The sequence below is a fragment of the Caulobacter sp. Root1472 genome, from assembly GCF_001426985.1.
In the GTDB taxonomy this organism is placed as follows: domain Bacteria; phylum Pseudomonadota; class Alphaproteobacteria; order Caulobacterales; family Caulobacteraceae; genus Caulobacter; species Caulobacter rhizosphaerae.
The window spans coordinates 22,234-36,606 of the sequence record NZ_LMFX01000009.1 but is presented as its reverse complement, the minus strand read 5'-3'; the positions used below and the strand labels follow the sequence as shown (position 1 = coordinate 36,606).

Sequence of the window (14,373 nt, the reverse complement as noted above, 5' to 3'; positions counted from 1 at the left end):
TATTAAAGGCGCGATTAGGAAAACCATGGCGGCGGATACCGATGGGAGCGGGCGCATGCGCCTGCTCCCATCGTAGCCTAGCCCTGGACCATCGGCCGGGTCGCCTCGGGCATGATGTTGAGCACGCGCATCATGGCCAGTCGGGCGCCCTCCACATCGCCGCGGGCGATCACCTCGGCCACGGCGCGATGCTGCTCGACGTCGGCGATCAGTTCGGCCTCGGTGGCCGCGCCGAACGAGAACACCCAGTAGCGGGCGGCCTTGTGCTGCAGGGGGATGAGGATGCGGGCCAAGGCCATGTTGCCGCCAGCCCGGGCCACGGCGGCGTGGAAGCGCTGGTCCATGGCCACCAGGGCCGGCAGGTCGCGGTCGCGCGCGGCCTGCTCGCCGCCGTCGAAGGCCGCGCGGATGCCGTCGGCCTCGGCCTTGCTGGCGTGCTTGGCGGCCAGGCTCGCGCAATGCGGCTCGATCAGGGCCCGGGCCTCGTAGCCCTGGCGCAGTTCGACAAGGTCCAGCGGCGCGACGGTGGTGCCCSAACGGGCGCGGCGGATCACCAGCCCTTCCAGGGCCAGGCGCCCCAGGGCGTCGCGCACCCCGGCCAGGCCCGCGTCGTAGCGCGCCGCCAGCGACTGCTCGTCCAACCGCGCGCCCGGCGCCAGGCGCCCCAGGATCAGGTCCAGCAGGATGCGCTCGTAGACCTTGGCCTTCTGCAGATCGGGCGACCAGTCCTCCAGCCCCGAGGACGAACAGACGTCCAGCACCAGCATCCGCTCGCGGCCGCCAGCGGTTTGGCCGCCGGCCAGGGCGTCGTCAGGGGCCATCAACTGTCGCAAGGCGGGGCTCCGAAGGTCATCGCGCCCTGATATGTAGTGTGAAATGTCAGGCGAGGCCAGGACGCGATTTGGCAAGAGCCAACGGGCGACCGGCATTCGTGCTACCCTGGCGCGCTCCGTCTTCGCCAAGGTCTACGCGGCCCCCGCACAGGGACGCTGTCGGCGAGCGGCCAGGAGACGCCAATGCAATCGACAGATATCAACGCCGAAGCCCTCAAGGAAACCGTGCTGAGGATCCTCTCGGAAAACCGCGTCATGGCCGTGGCCACCCTGCGCCCTGACGGCTGGCCGCAGGCGACCTTGGTCGGCTACATGTATGACGGCCTGACGCTGTATTTCGCCATCGCCCGCGACGGACAGAAGCTCGCCAACATGCAGCGAGATCCCCGGATCTCGATCGCGATCGGGCGGCACGACGGCGACGGCCCCGATCTTCGCGGCTTATCCCTGGCGGCCAAGGCCGTCGAGGTCACCGACTCCGACGAGGTCCGCCGGCTCAACACCATGCTCGTGGCGCGCTATCCCGAACAGGAGGTCTTCACGCCGCAAGGAGCCTCGGTGGCCGTGATGAGGGCCACGCCGCTGGTGATGTCGGTGATTGATCCCCACAGCGGCCTGGACCGGCCCGTGCTGCTCCGGGTGGATCCGTCGACCGGCGCGCTTCAGCCGGCCGAAGTGACGCCCTAGAACGCCGGCACCACCGCGCCGCGGTACTTCTGCTCCATGAACGCCTTCACCTCGGGCGAGGTCAGGGCCTTGGCCAGCTTCTGGACGCGGGGATCGTCCTTGTTGTCCGGGCGGCCGACCAGGTAGTTCACATAGGGGCTGTTCTTGTCCTCGATCAGCAGGGCGTCCTTGGACGGGTCCAGCTTGGCGTCGAGGGCGTAGTTGGTGTTGATCACCGCCAGGTCGACCTGGTCGAGCACGCGCGGCAGGGTCGCACCTTCCAGTTCCTTGAACTTCAGGTTCTTGGGGTTGGCGGTGATGTCCTTGAGGGTCGACAGCGCCTTGTTGGGGTCGCCCAGGGTGATCACGCCGTTGCGGGCCAGCAGCAGCAGGGCCCGGCCCTCGTTGCTGCCCTCGTTGGGGATGGCCACGACGGCGCCGTCAGGCAGCGCGCCGATCGCCTTGACCTTGCGCGAATAGGCGCCCAGCGGCTCGATGTGCACGCCGATCACCGGGATCAGGGTGGTGCCCTTGTCGGCGTTGAAGGTCTCCAGGTACGGCAGGGTCTGGAAGTAGTTCACGTCCAGGCGCTTCTCGGCCACCTGGATGTTGGGCTGGACGTAGTCGTTGAAGACCTTGATGTCGATCTTCAGCCCCTGCGCCGCCAGCTTCGGCTTGATGAACTCCAGCACCTCGGCATGGGGCACGGCGGTGGCGGCCACGGTCAGGGTGTCGCCGGCGCCGCTGGCGGCGGGCTTCTGGCCGCAGGCCGCGAGGGACAGGACGGCGAGGCTGGCGAGAAGGGCGCGGCGGGCGAGCATGAACGGCTCCGTTAAGACGACTGGACGGGTCGGGTATTGCCCGCTTCCCGGCGGGTCGGGAAATCAGTTTTCCTGAACCGGTGCGCAGAGTCTTGAACCATTTGCCTTGGGATGGTTTTCCGCCGCGCCTTGACCCCGGCGGCGAACCGGTCGCCTGGATAGGGATGGCCAGAGAAACCGTCTACATCGTCCAAGCCTACAAGGCCGGCCGCGGCAAGGGGCTGAAGGCCGAGCAGCAGGTCGGCTGCAAGGACGCCGAGGAAGCCCGCCGCAAAGCCGAGCGCCTGGCGCCCCTGCGCGAAGGCGTCGTCGCCTTCGCCGCCTCGGCCGACGTCGAGATGGGCGATTACGACGAGAACCCGCTGATCCTGTTCAAGGCCGGCCGGCTGCCGTTCCCGTTCGACCAGGCTTAAGAAGACTCTCCCAGAGGGAGAGGGTTCACTCCTCGTCGTTCGCCGGCTCTTCCGGCCCATGGATGGTCCAGTTGGACAGGAAGTCCGGGTTCTCCACCGTCTCGCCGTCGGTCAGCGGATAGAGCCCGGGCTCTGCGGCCCGGATGTTCGAGGTCTGGGGCGGCAGGGTGGTGGTGTCGCCGTCCTGCGGGCCCAGCAGGTCGAGCAGGATCCCCGCCTCCGCGTCGGCGGTGATCACCACGCCGTAGAAGGCCTCGCGCCCCTCCAGCTCGCCGTCGGCGTCCAGGAACGTCAGGTTCACCAGCATGGTCTTGCCGACCAGGCCCCGGGCGAAGCTTTCGTCCCAGTGCTCGGGCGGCGGGGCGGAGAGGATGGGGATGTCGTTGTCGGTCATGGACGCGTTCTAGCCATCGCCCGGCGCAATGGGAACGCCTTGCGTCCTTCGAGGCTCGGCTGCGCCTCGCACCTCAGGATGAGGAAGCCAGCACAAAGGTCCTCATCCTGAGGCGCCCGCGCAGCGGGCCTCGAAGGACGCAGGGCGCTACCGGTGCGAGACGCGGCGCACCACCGCGTCGCCGACCATCTGCAGCGCCTGGACCAGCACCAGCAGCAGCACCACGGTCACCACCATCACGTCGGTCTGAAAGCGCTGGTAGCCGAAGCGGATGGCCAGGTCGCCCAGGCCGCCCGCGCCGACCACGCCGGCCATGGCGGTGTAGGACACCAGGGCGATGGCCGTCACCGTCGCCGCGGCGATCAGGCCCGGCATGGCCTCTGGCAGCAGGGCGCCCAGCACCACCTGCCGGCGCTTGGCGCCCATGGCGAAGCTGGCCTCGATCACGCCCTTGTCCACCTCGCGCAGGGCGGTCTCCACCAGGCGGGCGAAGAACGGCGCGGCGCCGACCACTAGCGGCGGGATCGCCCCCGCCACGCCCAGCGAGGTGCCGACCAAGGCCACGGTCAGCGGGATCATCACGATCAGCAGGATCACGAACGGCACCGAGCGCAGGATGTTGATCACCAGCGACAGCACGCCGTTGGCCAGCCGGTTTCGCAGCATCTGGCCCGGTCCCGTCAAGAACAGGATCACGCCCAGCGGCAGGCCCAGGATCACGGTCAGCACCATCGAGCCGCCCAGCATGGACAGCGTGTCGATGGTCGCCTGGCCGATCTCGGACCAGTCGATGTTGCTCAGGGCGCTGTTCATCGGCCGGCCTCCGCGACCAGGTCGACCCGGACGCCGTCGGCCTGGAACCGGGCGATGGCGGCCTCGACGTCGCCCCCGGTCAGGGACAGGGTCAGCTGGCCGTAGGGGGTCTCGCGCAGGCGGTGGATGCGCCCGCCCAGGATCGAATAGTCGACCCCGGTCTCGCGGGCCACCGCGCCCAGGATCGGCCTGTAGGTCGCCTCGCCGCGGAAGGTCAGGCGCACAACGCGGCCGTCGACCGCGGCGCCGGACTCGCCGGGAACACCGTCCGCCTCCATCACGAACCGCCGCGCCGTGGCGCTGGCCGGATGCAGGAACACCTGCTCGACGAGGCCGGTCTCGACGACCTTGCCGGCCTCCAGCACCGCCACCCGGTCGCAGACCCGGCGCACCACGTCCATCTCGTGGGTGATCAGCACGATCGTCAGGCCCAGCTCGCGATTGAGGCCCGAGACCAGCTCCAGGATCTGTTCGGTGGTCTCCGGATCCAGAGCGCTGGTGGCCTCGTCGCACAGCAGCACCTTGGGCCCGGTGGCCAGGGCCCGGGCGATGCCGACCCGCTGCTTCTGACCGCCGGACAGCTGGGCCGGATACTTGCCGGCGAAGTCGCTCAGCCCCACCCGCGCCAGCAGCTCGGCGGTGCGCGCCTTGACCTCGGCGTCCGGACGGCCGGCCAGCTTCAGCGGGAAGGCGACGTTGCCGGCCACGGTCTTGGACGACAGCAGGTTGAAGTGCTGGAAGATCATGCCGACCCGGCGGCGCAAGGACCTCAGCCCTTCCACGCCCAAGGCCGCCACGTCGTCGCCGTCGACGATCACCTTGCCGCCCGACGGCGTCTCCAGGCCGTTGATCAGCCGGATCAGGGTGGACTTGCCCGCCCCCGAGGCCCCAATCACCCCGAACACCTCGCCCGGCGCGACCGACAGGCTGACCCCCGCCAGGGCGGCGCGGTCGCCCGCCTGCCCGCCAGGCCCGGCATAGGTCTTGGAGACGTCTTCGAAGGTGATCACGGCGCGGCCTTGAGCGGAGGGTCGGTCGGCGCGAACGCCGCGAGCCGCACGATTTAGGCGCTGCCGGGCCAAAGGTGAAGCCGGACCGCCCGTTTTCAGCCCGCGCGACGCTCGCGTTCGTCCAGCGCCTGGCCAATTCCGCCGATCAGGTCGGCCGCGGTGACCGGCTTGGCCAGGTGCAGGTCGGCGCCGGCCAGCAGGGCGTCCTGGCGGTGATGGGCCATGGCGTTGGCGCTGAGCATGATGATCGGGATCGGTGCGCCCGCGGGGTCATGCTGTTCCAGCCGCCGGATGGCCCGGGTGGCGGCCAGGCCGTCCATGACCGGCATCTGCATGTCCATCAGCACCAGGTCATAGCCGCCCGTCCTGAACGCTTCGACGGCAAGGGCGCCGTTGTCGACGACAGTGACCTCGACCCCATGCGGCTCCAGGATTAGCTGCACGACCTTCTGGTTGACAGGGTGGTCCTCGGCCAGCAGCACGCGGAGCCCCTCGGGCCTGGCGGCCGGCGCCGGGCCGGCCCCGGCTTCGCCGGCCAGGGCGAGGTCCGCGGCCTCGATCCGCTGCAGCGGCAGAACCACCCGGAACAGGCTGCCGCTCCCCGGCCGCGACCGGGCCGAGATCTCCCCGCCCATCATCTCGACCAGGGTCCTGCTGATCGCCAGGCCCAGGCCCGTGCCGCCGAAGCGCCGGGTGATCGTCGAGTCGGCTTGGCTGAAGCGCTGGAAGATCATCTCGCCCTGCGCCGCGTCGAAGCCGACGCCCGTGTCCTCGACCTCCAGGACCAGGCGTACGCCCGTCTGGCCGTCGACCGTCTGGTCCCCCTCGGCCTCGACCTCGATCCGGGCGACGATCTCGCCCCGGTCGGTGAACTTCAGGGCGTTGGACAGCAGGTTGCCCAGCACCTGGCCGATGCGGACGCTGTCGCCCAGGAAGGTCCCGCGGGCGTCCTCACCGCGCTCGATCCGGAAGGCCAGGCCCTTGTCCTCGGCGCGCAGGCGGGTGACGTCCAGCGGGCCGTCGATGGCGGCGTCGAGGTCGAAAACGCCGGTCTCGATGGTCATCTGGCCCGCCTCGATCTTGGAGACGTCGAGGATGTCGGAGACCAGGCGCTCCAGCGTGGCGCCGGAGCAGCGGATCAGGTCGACCATCTCGCGCTGGGCGGGGGTCAGCGGCGTGTCGCTCAGCGTCGCGGCGATGCCGATGACGCCGTTCAGCGGCGTGCGGATCTCATGGCTCATATTGGCCAGGAAGTCGCTCTTGGCCTGGTTGGCGGCTTCGGCGGCGCGGCGGGCCGCGGCCATCTCGGCCTCGTCGCGCAACCGCTCGGTGACGTCGCGGGCCACGCCGAAGATCAGCTCGCCCGACCGCCGCGCGCGCCATTCCAGCTGGCGATACTCGCCATCGCGGCGGCGATAGCGGTTCACGAATCCGGCCACCTCCCCCGAGTCGTTGGCCAGGGCCATGTGCGCCTGGGTGGCGGCGACGTCGTCGGGATGCAACAGGGGCAGCAGCGGCGCGCCCAGCAGTTCCTCGACCGAATAGCCCAGCACCGTCTCCCAGGCCCGACTCAGCTTGACGAACCGTCCCTCCAGGTCGCGGATGCACAGCATGTCCAGCGACACCTCGAAGAAGGTCGTGAGGTTGCTGGCCGTCTCCAGGGCGCTCTGGGCGGCGCGCAGGGCGCGGGCCTCGCTGGCGATCAGAGTGTCCTCGGCCCGTTGGCGGTCGATGGCGATGGCGGCCAGTTCCGCCGCCGCCTCGATGAACGCTATGTCGTCCTCGCTCGGCCTGGCCAACTGGCGGTGATAGAGGGCGAAGGTGCCGACCACCTTGCCGCTGGCGCTGCGGATCGGCTCGGACCAGCAGGCGGCGACGCCGGCCTCGGCGGCCAGCGCCTTGTAGTCAAGCCACAGGGGATCGGTCTGGATATCCTCGACGATCACCCGGCGCCCCGTGAAGGCGGCCGTGCCGCACGAACCGGCCGACGGGCCGATCTGGACGCCGTGAATGGCCTGGTTATAGAAATCGGGAAGACCGGGGGCCGCGCCGACCAGCAGGTGCTCGCCCTCGGCGTCCAGCAGCAGGATGCTGCAGACGGTGCTCGGGTCCTCGGCCTCCACCGCCTGGACGATCGCCAGCAGCGCCGTGCCCAGCGAATTGCCGCCCGCGATCAGGGTCATGGTGCGGCGGAAGGCGCGGTGCGCGGAGGTCAGCCTCATGGTCCGCAGCGGCTCCAGGAACGACAGGACACTGGCCTAGCATCACCACAAAACCTTGGCGTTAACTCCCCGCCGCGGTCGCCGCGGCATTGTGTAGCAGCGTGACAATCTAGGGACGTACGACCACCGCCCCGCCCTTCATCACGAACACCGGCTCCTCCAGCGTCGTGATGTCCTCCAGCGGGTCGCCGAACACCCCGATCAGGTCGCCGTAGCGACCGACGGCCACCTGGCCGACGTCCTTGTCGCGGCCCAGGGCCTGGGCCGCGGTCAGGGTCGCGGCCTGGATCGCCTGCAGCGGCGTCGCGCCGTAGCGGACCATGACCGCGAACTGCTTGCCGTTGGTCCCGTGCGGATAGACCCCGGCGTCGGTGCCGTAGATCATCTTCACCCCGGCCTTCAGGGCCTTGCGGAAGTTCTCGCGCTGCACCTCGCCGATGTCGCGGTCCTTGCGCAGGTTGTCCTCCAGCACGCCGTTCCGGGCGCCCTCGGCCTGGGTGTAGTCGGTGTTGTAGATGTCCATCGAGAAGTAGGCGCCCTTCTGGACCGCAAGCTTGATCCCCTCGTCGTCGACCAGGCTGGCGTGCTCGATGGTGTCGACCCCGGCGCGGATGGCGTCCTTGATCCCGGCCGCGCCGTGGGCGTGGGCGGCGACCTTCAGCCCGGCCATGTGGGCCTCGTCGACGATCGCCTGCATCTCGGCCAGGGTCAGCTGCTGCTGGCCCGGCTCGTCGCCGTGCGAGAACACCCCGCCCGTCGCGCAGATCTTGATCACCTGAGCGCCGTACTTCTTCAGCGTGCGCACCACCTTGCGGCCCTCGTCGGGGCTGTCGACGTTGTAGGGGCTCTTCTGGTTCATCGACGGCGGGAAGAAGGTCTGGTCGCAGTGGCCGCCCGTCGCGCCGATGGCGTAGGTGGCGGTGACGATGCGCGGACCGGGCACGTAGCCCTCGTCGATCGCCTCGCGCAGACCCACGTCGTCGAAGTTTTCCGACCCGACATTGCGCACGGTCGTGAAGCCGGCCTCCAGCGTGCGCTTGGCGTTGGCGGTCTGGACCACGCTCCAGAAGGCGTCGCTGTATTGCAGGCCGTTGTAGCCGCCGATCTCGGCGACGCTGTCCAGGTGCACGTGCATGTCGATCAGGCCCGGCAGCAGGGTGGCGTCGGGCAGGTCGACCACCGTGGCCCCGGCCGGGACCGCGTCGCCCGCCTTGCCCACCGCCGAGATCCGCCCGTCGGTGATCACCACCTGCGGCCGGTCGACATACTTGCCGGTGGCCACGTCCAGCAGCCGGGCGGCGCGCACCACCTCGACCTCGGCGGCCTGGGCCGTGACGGGAAACAGGGGCGCGGCGCAGGCCGTCGCCACGAAAGCCAGAGCGGCCAGTTCACGCTGCATGATCACCTTTCCCCGTCCTCGAACGATCGAGGATGGCGACGCTATCATGCGTCGGCCGCGCGTCGAGCCGTAACGGCCGCGTTTACCTCCGGCGCCGCGAAGGCGGGCGCCTCGGTCGGTGGCTAGCGGTCTTTCTCGTCGCCCTGCACCCCGGCGGACCGGGTCACGCGCTCGGCCATGGCGGTGGCGCCGGCGTCGTCGGCGGCGATGTCGCCCTGGTCGTCCAGCTTGGGCTTGGGATCGGCCTTGAGCGCCTCGTCCAGGTCGTCGGTCTTCTTGTCGGTCATGGGGGATCCTCCTGCGTGGAGAAGTCCTCACGTGCGACGGCGTTCCGACCGCCCGCCCGACATCAGGCGCCTCGACGCCGGAATCGACCTGCTGTAGGGGTCGTCGGACCCGTGCGGGCGTGGCGAAACTGGTAGACGCAACAGACTTAAAATCTGTCAGCCGCAAGGCTATGCCGGTTCGATCCCGGCCGCCCGCACCATCAGGCCTTCCGGGCCTTCCATCGCCCCCATCCCGCCTGGACCACGCCGACCGCGAACGCCGCCAGCTGGGCGTCGCTCCAGAGGTAGTAGGCCGAGAAGAAGCCCCACTGCATCAGGGTGTGGTCGATCAGGAAGGCCACGTGGGTCAGCACCACCAGCAGCTGGAAGGCGGTCATGAACAGGATCCAGACCCGGCGCTCGAAAGAGCACAGTCCGATCAGGACCAGCAGGTAGACGATGTCGACCGTGAAGATCCCCCACTGCACCGCGGCGGGGTCGGGGGACTGGACGGCGGCGGAGAGGAACCAGGCCACGACGGTGACCACGGCTAGGCCGCGCTCCAAGCGTCGGCCGACCAGCAGGGCCAGGGCGCAGACCGCCAGCATGACCATGGCGGCGATCTGGGTCGGCAGGATCGAGAAGAAGTTCGAAAAGAAAAACATGCCGCCCCCGCGCCAGGAGCGACATGTGTCTCACGAATCGCGGCTGGGCCAAGGCCTCCGACGGCGGCTCAGGCGCTCTTGACCTCATGCAGGTGGCCGGTGCGCGGCACGTCGCCGGCCTTGTCACCGCCGCCGACCAGGGTGATCCGGCGCAGCCCGACCTGGTCCTTGGCTTCCGCCAGCGCCTCGTGGGCGGCGATCAGCGAACGGCGGGCGCTGGCCATGCCCGAGGCGGCTTCCAGCACGCGGTCGACGGCCTGCTGGCCGACGCGGGCGGCCAGGCCCGCCTCCAGGCGGGCCCGCGGCATGGCCGCGATCAGGTCGCCCATCAGGGCCAGGGTGGTGTCCACGGCCTCCTCGGTGGTGAACAGGTGGTTGGCCAGTCGCTCGGCGACGATGCGGCGTTTCATGTGATGGTGCTCCCCCAGCGCCCGAGGGCGCGTTGCTGATGACGGGCGCCGCGGCGCCCGTCGCAGGATTTCAGCCCCGAGGGTTCAGCCGTGGCGCAGGACTTGGAAGAAATGGGCGACTTGCCGGGTCCCCAGGAGGCCGCCGATCAGCAGGCTGCAGGCGGCGGCGATGGCGAGGACGAACAGCAGGCGAACGGCGGGGCTCAGGACATGGTCGTACCCTCCGCCCAGGCTTCGTGCCACTTCGTGTGAAAGGCCTCGTCCAGCAACGTGGCCGTGATGATCAGGATCTCGCGCAGCACCATCTCCGGCGGCTTGGGGCCCGCCTCCTTGCGGACCGCCGAGATCAGGTCCCGGACCATCGGCGACAGGGCGTCCGGGGCCAGGTCCTGCAGCTGGCGCTCCAGCTCCGTCCAGGCGAAGCCCGGCATCGGCGGCCGGTTCGCCAGCCGCGGCCAGTCGTGCTCGAACTGGACCGCCGCCTCGCGGAGCTGCAGCGCCCGGCGCACCAGCAGGCCCAGGCGGGTCGCCCCCAGGCTGGTCACTTCGTTGTCGTTCACCACGCTCATGTTCACGGTCTTGGTCCGTCTCTCGGAATGTCGAGACGGCATCGGACGGCTTTGGCGGGACCAGCGACAGTCCCATTGAGTCGCTGTGGGATTCAGTCCCATAGCCGGGAGGGCCGCCGTTCGGGGTCGCGCGGGCGGCGGAAGGCGGGGCGGGGTCGTGGGCGGCCAGCACCCGGGCCGCGGCGCGCCGGCCGCTGACGCCCAGCTTGCGGCAGGCGCTTTCGACCAGGGCGTCGGCGCGCGACTTGGAAACCCCCATCAGCGGGCCGATTTCTTTGGACAACCTGTGTTCGGCCACCCAGCGCAGGGCTTCCCGCTCTCGTTGAGTGAGCAGCTGAATATTGGGCGCCGGAGGGGTCGAAGGCCTGTCCATCACGCTCGAAAACGTTTGTCGCCGGCGCCCGACGCGCCGCATACGGTGCAAGAATGCATTGCGGTCGGCCAAGGCCAAGCCGATAGTTCTGAAATCGCCATTTCAGCGGGGGACGGCTTTTGGAAACGCCGACGGGTCCAGATCCTATCGACGTCGCGGTGGGCACCCGCATCCGGGTTCAGCGACGCCACATGAAGATCAGCCAGGATGAACTGGCCCAGGTGCTGGGACTGACCTTCCAGCAGGTTCAGAAATACGAGCGGGGCACCAACCGGGTCTCGGCCTCGATGCTGGTGCGCATCGCCGCCAAGCTGCAGACCACGGTCGGCAGCCTGGTGGGCGAGGACGTCGTGGCCGAGCAGGACGTGGCCATGCTGACGGCCCTGTCGACACCCGGCGCCATCGACCTGCTGCGCGCCTATGGCCAGGCCACGCCCAAGGGCCGCAAGGCGATCCTCAACGTCGCCAGGACCCTGGTCGAGCCGGACGAGACGGCCGACGTGGCCTGAAGGTGACACGTCTCGACAGCTCTACCGGAAAGCTCTTGCTTGGCCTCTGACATCTACTGGATCGCACATGATGGCGCGCCTCGGCTGGCCATTATGGCCCGCCCTCGTGCCGGTGACTGGCTTGAAGACGAGGTCTCGCACTGGCGCGACGAAGGCGTCTCCGTGGTCGTAAGCCTGCTGGAACTCCATGAAACGAACGAGTTGGGCCTCGAAGCGGAACAGGCCGCCTGCGAAAACCTTGGACTACGTTTCTGGACGTTCCCTATTCCGGATCGCGGTGCGCCCACTGATTTCGATGTCGCGCGAAAATTCGCCGAAGCCATCGCCCAGCATAACGGCGCTGTGGCCATTCACTGCCGAGCCGGCATTGGACGGTCATCCCTGATCGCCGCGCTGGTGCTGGTAGTGCTCGGCTTGCATGCGACCGACGCCTTCACACGCATCGCCGAAACCCGCCGACTCGCCGTACCCGACACCGACGATCAGCGTCGCTGGGTCGAGGCTTTCGAAGCGCGCTTGCGGGCCTAGGCTGCCCCAGCCACCCGCTCGATCCCCTTGACGCCAACACTTTCCAGCGCGGCCACTAACTCCTCGACCGCCACATCGACCTCGGCCGGATCGCGGCCGCGGATCACCAGGCTGGCGCCGTAGACGTCGGGCGGGGCGAAGAACGGATAGCTGCCGATCGACAGGTCCGGATGGGCCTTGGCCACCGCCTCCAGCGGCGCGGCGATCGTGCCCTCGCCGGTGCCGGTGACGCGGACGGTCTTACTGATCACCACCGCCCCGGTGCGCAGGCGCGGGCCGACGTCGTCGAGCATGCCGCGCATGATCGCCGGCACCCCGGCCAGCACGAAGACATTGCCGATCTGAAAGCCCGGCGGCCCCTGCACGGGGTTCTTCACCAGAGTCCCGCCCTCGGGCACGTGGGCCATGCGCCGGCGGGCGGCGTTGGGCTCGCCCCAGCGCTCGCGCAGCATGGCCATGATCTCGGGATGCTCGGGCGCCGCGACGCCGAACGCCTTGGCCACCGAATCGGCGGTGATGTCGTCATGGGTGGGGCCGATGCCGCCGGTGGTGACGACATAGTCGTACTTGGTTCTCAGCGCGTTGACCGCGTCGACGATCTCCTGCTCGACGTCGGGCACCACCCGCGCCTCGCACAGGTCGACGCCATAGGTGGCCAGGTACTTGGCGATGGCGTTGAGGTTCACGTCCTGGGTGCGGCCCGACAGGATCTCGTCGCCGATGATCAGGACGGCCGCCGTCACGCGCTCGCCACTCTTGGCCTGGGTGGTGGTCATGGCCGTGATCCCCTACATCCGCACATCTTTGCCGTCCGACTTAAGGCCCCCATGCTTCTCCCGCAACCGATGGCGCGCGGCGTGATCGTCCAGCGCTACAAGCGCTTCTTCGTCGACATGGTGCTGGACGACGGACGCGAGATCACCGCGCACTGCCCCAATCCCGGCGCCATGCTGGGCCTGAAGGATCCTGGCCTGCCCGCCTGGGTCTCCTGGTCGGGCGATCCCAAGCGCAAGCTGGCCTGGACGCTGCAATTGGTGGAAGCGGATGGCGGGCTGGTGGGCGTCAACACCATGAACCCCAACCGCCTTGTCGCCGAGGCGCTGGCGGCGGACGCCATCCCGGAACTGGCCGGCTACACGACCATTCGCCCCGAGGTGAAGTACAGCGAGGCCAGCCGGGTCGACTTCCTGCTGACCCACCCTGACCGGCCGGCCTGCTGGCTGGAGGTCAAGAACTGCCACTACCGCCGCGACGGGACCCTGGCCGAGTTCCCCGACTGCGTGGCCGCCCGCAGCGCCAAGCACCTGAAGGACCTGGCCGCCGAGGTCGCCAAGGGCGCGCGAGCCGTGCAGCTGTTCGTGATCCAGCGCACCGACTGCGACAGCTTCGCCGCCTGCGGGGACCTGGATCCGGTCTACGCCAGAGGCCTGAGAGACGCGGCGGAGGCGGGCGTTGAAGTTCTGTGCTATCGTTGCGACATAAGCCCTGACGAAATCCGTATTTCCCGGCGCATTCCCTGGCGGGACGCGCCGGCAGCCAAAACATCTTGAGTGACCACCGCCATGACCCTTGAAGACACGGCCGAGATCGAAGCCGAGACCCGCACCGGCGCGATCAAGATCCACAAGCCCGCCGATTTCGAGGGCATGCGCCGCGCCGGCAAGCTGGCGGCCGAGTGCCTGGACATGCTGATCCCGCACGTCCAGCCGGGCGTGTCGTCGGACCACCTGGACGCCCTGGCCCGCGAGTTCATCCTCGACCACGGCGCCCTGCCCGCCTGCCTGTTCTATCGCGGCTATCCCAAGACGGTCTGCATCTCGCGCAACCACGTGGTCTGCCATGGCATTCCCGGCGAATGGGCGCTGCGCGAGGGCGACATCGTCAATATCGACGTCACCGTGATCGTCGACGGCTGGCACGGCGACACCTCGCGGATGTACGGCGTCGGCGAGGTGGGCCCCCGCGCCCGCCGCCTGGTGGAGATCACCTACGAAGGCATGAAGCGCGGCCTGGACGCGGTGAAGCCGGGCGCGACCCTGGGCGATATCGGCTACGCCATCCAGTCCTATGTCGAGGCCCAGCGCTGCAGCGTGGTGCGCGACTTCTGCGGCCACGGCCTGGGCAAGGTGTTCCACGACGCGCCCAACATCCTGCACTTCGGCCGCCCCGGCCAGGGCGCGGTGCTGAAGCCGGGCATGTTCTTCACCGTCGAGCCGATGGTGAACCTGGGCAAGCCGGCCGTGAAGGTGCTGGGCGACGGCTGGACGGCCGTGACCCGCGACAAGTCGCTGTCGGCCCAGTGCGAGCACTCGATCGGCGTCACCGAGGATGGCTACGAGGTGTTCACCGCCTCGCCCGCCGGCCTGTTCCAGCCGGCCATCCTGGGCGGCTGAAGGCTCCCCTTTTGGGCGAGCTGTCGCGAAGCGACCGAGGGGGTCTCGACAACCCTCAATTGATCTGACCTAATTCGCTCTCGCAAGGC

The 14,373-nt window shown here is 69.1% G+C and carries 18 protein-coding genes, 1 tRNA gene and 2 pseudogenes; 8 read left to right on the top strand and 13 right to left on the bottom strand.

Features of this window, described 5'->3' with window-relative positions:
• Nucleotides 1-77 precede the first annotated feature (77 nt).
• Nucleotides 78-821 carry a GntR family transcriptional regulator gene (locus ASD47_RS07825; protein WP_056754022.1) on the bottom strand — a complete coding sequence of 248 codons (744 nt, stop codon included), beginning with the start codon at nt 819-821 and terminating at the stop codon, nt 78-80.
• A gap of 195 nt (nt 822-1,016) precedes the next feature.
• Here ASD47_RS07825 and ASD47_RS07820 point away from each other — a divergent pair, with 195 nt between their 5' ends.
• A complete protein-coding gene (locus ASD47_RS07820; RefSeq protein WP_056754019.1) occupies nt 1,017-1,520 on the top strand; it encodes a pyridoxamine 5'-phosphate oxidase family protein in 504 nt (167 codons plus the stop codon).
• Here the strand turns inward: ASD47_RS07820 and ASD47_RS07815 are convergent.
• Nucleotides 1,517-2,320, bottom strand: a complete 804-nt coding sequence (locus ASD47_RS07815; protein WP_056754017.1) for a MetQ/NlpA family ABC transporter substrate-binding protein — start codon at nt 2,318-2,320, stop codon at nt 1,517-1,519. The two genes, ASD47_RS07820 and ASD47_RS07815, sit on opposite strands and share 4 nt — an antisense overlap.
• A 164-nt stretch (nt 2,321-2,484) precedes the next feature.
• Between ASD47_RS07815 and ASD47_RS07810 the strand changes: the two genes are divergently transcribed.
• Entirely contained in the window at nt 2,485-2,733 is a 249-nt protein-coding gene (locus ASD47_RS07810) for a hypothetical protein (protein WP_028041448.1), read from the top strand.
• Between the two features lie 25 nt (nt 2,734-2,758).
• Here the strand turns inward: ASD47_RS07810 and ASD47_RS07805 are convergent, their stop codons facing one another.
• A complete protein-coding gene (locus ASD47_RS07805) occupies nt 2,759-3,127 on the bottom strand; it encodes a hypothetical protein (protein WP_056754013.1) in 369 nt (122 codons plus the stop codon).
• Nucleotides 3,128-3,186: 59 nt separating this feature from the next.
• Here ASD47_RS07805 and ASD47_RS27490 point away from each other — a divergent pair.
• Nucleotides 3,187-3,275 (top strand): annotated as a pseudogene (locus ASD47_RS27490) (hypothetical protein); the annotation flags it as partial.
• Here the strand turns inward: ASD47_RS27490 and ASD47_RS07800 are convergent.
• The 5 genes from ASD47_RS07800 to ASD47_RS26585 all read right to left on the bottom strand — a co-directional run bounded on the left by ASD47_RS07800 (nt 3,275) and on the right by ASD47_RS26585 (nt 8,858).
• Nucleotides 3,275-3,940: a methionine ABC transporter permease gene (locus ASD47_RS07800; RefSeq protein WP_056754010.1), complete on the bottom strand. Its 666-nt coding sequence runs from the start codon at nt 3,938-3,940 to the stop codon at nt 3,275-3,277. The pseudogene ASD47_RS27490 and the gene ASD47_RS07800 overlap by 1 nt on opposite strands.
• Complete coding sequence (locus tag ASD47_RS07795) at nt 3,937-4,950, bottom strand: methionine ABC transporter ATP-binding protein (RefSeq protein WP_056754007.1); 1,014 nt, start codon at nt 4,948-4,950, stop codon at nt 3,937-3,939. Before ASD47_RS07795 ends, ASD47_RS07800 begins: the two co-directional genes overlap by 4 nt.
• Nucleotides 4,951-5,045: 95 nt before the next feature.
• Complete coding sequence (locus ASD47_RS07790; protein WP_056754004.1) at nt 5,046-7,172, bottom strand: ATP-binding protein; 2,127 nt, start codon at nt 7,170-7,172, stop codon at nt 5,046-5,048.
• Between the two features lie 109 nt (nt 7,173-7,281).
• Nucleotides 7,282-8,571, bottom strand: a complete 1,290-nt coding sequence (locus ASD47_RS07785; protein WP_056754001.1) for an amidohydrolase family protein — start codon at nt 8,569-8,571, stop codon at nt 7,282-7,284.
• Nucleotides 8,572-8,693: 122 nt separating this feature from the next.
• Nucleotides 8,694-8,858 (bottom strand): hypothetical protein, encoded by a 165-nt coding sequence (locus ASD47_RS26585; RefSeq protein WP_156402163.1) that lies wholly within the window; start codon nt 8,856-8,858, stop codon nt 8,694-8,696.
• 113 nt (nt 8,859-8,971) lie between these two features.
• Between ASD47_RS26585 and ASD47_RS07780 the strand changes: the two genes are divergently transcribed.
• Nucleotides 8,972-9,058, top strand: a tRNA-Leu gene (locus ASD47_RS07780).
• Here ASD47_RS07780 and ASD47_RS07775 read toward each other — a convergent pair.
• The 4 genes and pseudogenes from ASD47_RS07775 to ASD47_RS28160 form a co-directional block, all read right to left on the bottom strand.
• Nucleotides 9,059-9,502, bottom strand: coding sequence for a hypothetical protein (locus ASD47_RS07775; RefSeq protein WP_056753999.1), 444 nt, complete (start codon nt 9,500-9,502; stop codon nt 9,059-9,061).
• A 68-nt stretch (nt 9,503-9,570) separates the two neighbouring features.
• On the bottom strand, nt 9,571-9,912 hold the full coding sequence (locus tag ASD47_RS07770; protein ID WP_056753996.1) for a hypothetical protein: 342 nt from the start codon (nt 9,910-9,912) through the stop codon (nt 9,571-9,573).
• A 203-nt stretch (nt 9,913-10,115) separates the two neighbouring features.
• A complete protein-coding gene (locus ASD47_RS07765) occupies nt 10,116-10,481 on the bottom strand; it encodes a hypothetical protein (RefSeq protein WP_056753992.1) in 366 nt (121 codons plus the stop codon).
• 229 nt (nt 10,482-10,710) lie between these two features.
• Nucleotides 10,711-10,854: pseudogene (locus ASD47_RS28160) on the bottom strand (hypothetical protein); the annotation flags it as partial.
• Between the two features lie 158 nt (nt 10,855-11,012).
• Here ASD47_RS28160 and ASD47_RS07760 point away from each other — a divergent pair.
• Both ASD47_RS07760 and ASD47_RS07755 read left to right on the top strand, forming a co-directional pair.
• Nucleotides 11,013-11,363, top strand: coding sequence for a helix-turn-helix domain-containing protein (locus ASD47_RS07760; protein WP_243692243.1), 351 nt, complete (start codon nt 11,013-11,015; stop codon nt 11,361-11,363).
• Between the two features lie 39 nt (nt 11,364-11,402).
• On the top strand, nt 11,403-11,891 hold the full coding sequence (locus tag ASD47_RS07755) for a dual specificity protein phosphatase family protein (RefSeq protein ID WP_056753989.1): 489 nt from the start codon (nt 11,403-11,405) through the stop codon (nt 11,889-11,891).
• Here ASD47_RS07755 and ASD47_RS07750 read toward each other — a convergent pair.
• A complete protein-coding gene (locus ASD47_RS07750; RefSeq protein WP_056753986.1) occupies nt 11,888-12,667 on the bottom strand; it encodes a competence/damage-inducible protein A in 780 nt (259 codons plus the stop codon). The two genes, ASD47_RS07755 and ASD47_RS07750, sit on opposite strands and share 4 nt — an antisense overlap.
• A 51-nt stretch (nt 12,668-12,718) precedes the next feature.
• Here ASD47_RS07750 and sfsA point away from each other — a divergent pair, with 51 nt between their 5' ends.
• A complete protein-coding gene (sfsA, locus tag ASD47_RS07745; protein ID WP_056753983.1) occupies nt 12,719-13,441 on the top strand; it encodes a DNA/RNA nuclease SfsA in 723 nt (240 codons plus the stop codon).
• Between the two features lie 12 nt (nt 13,442-13,453).
• Nucleotides 13,454-14,284 carry a type I methionyl aminopeptidase gene (gene map, locus ASD47_RS07740; protein WP_056754195.1) on the top strand — a complete coding sequence of 277 codons (831 nt, stop codon included), beginning with the start codon at nt 13,454-13,456 and terminating at the stop codon, nt 14,282-14,284.
• The last annotated feature ends 89 nt before the right edge of the window (nt 14,285-14,373 follow it).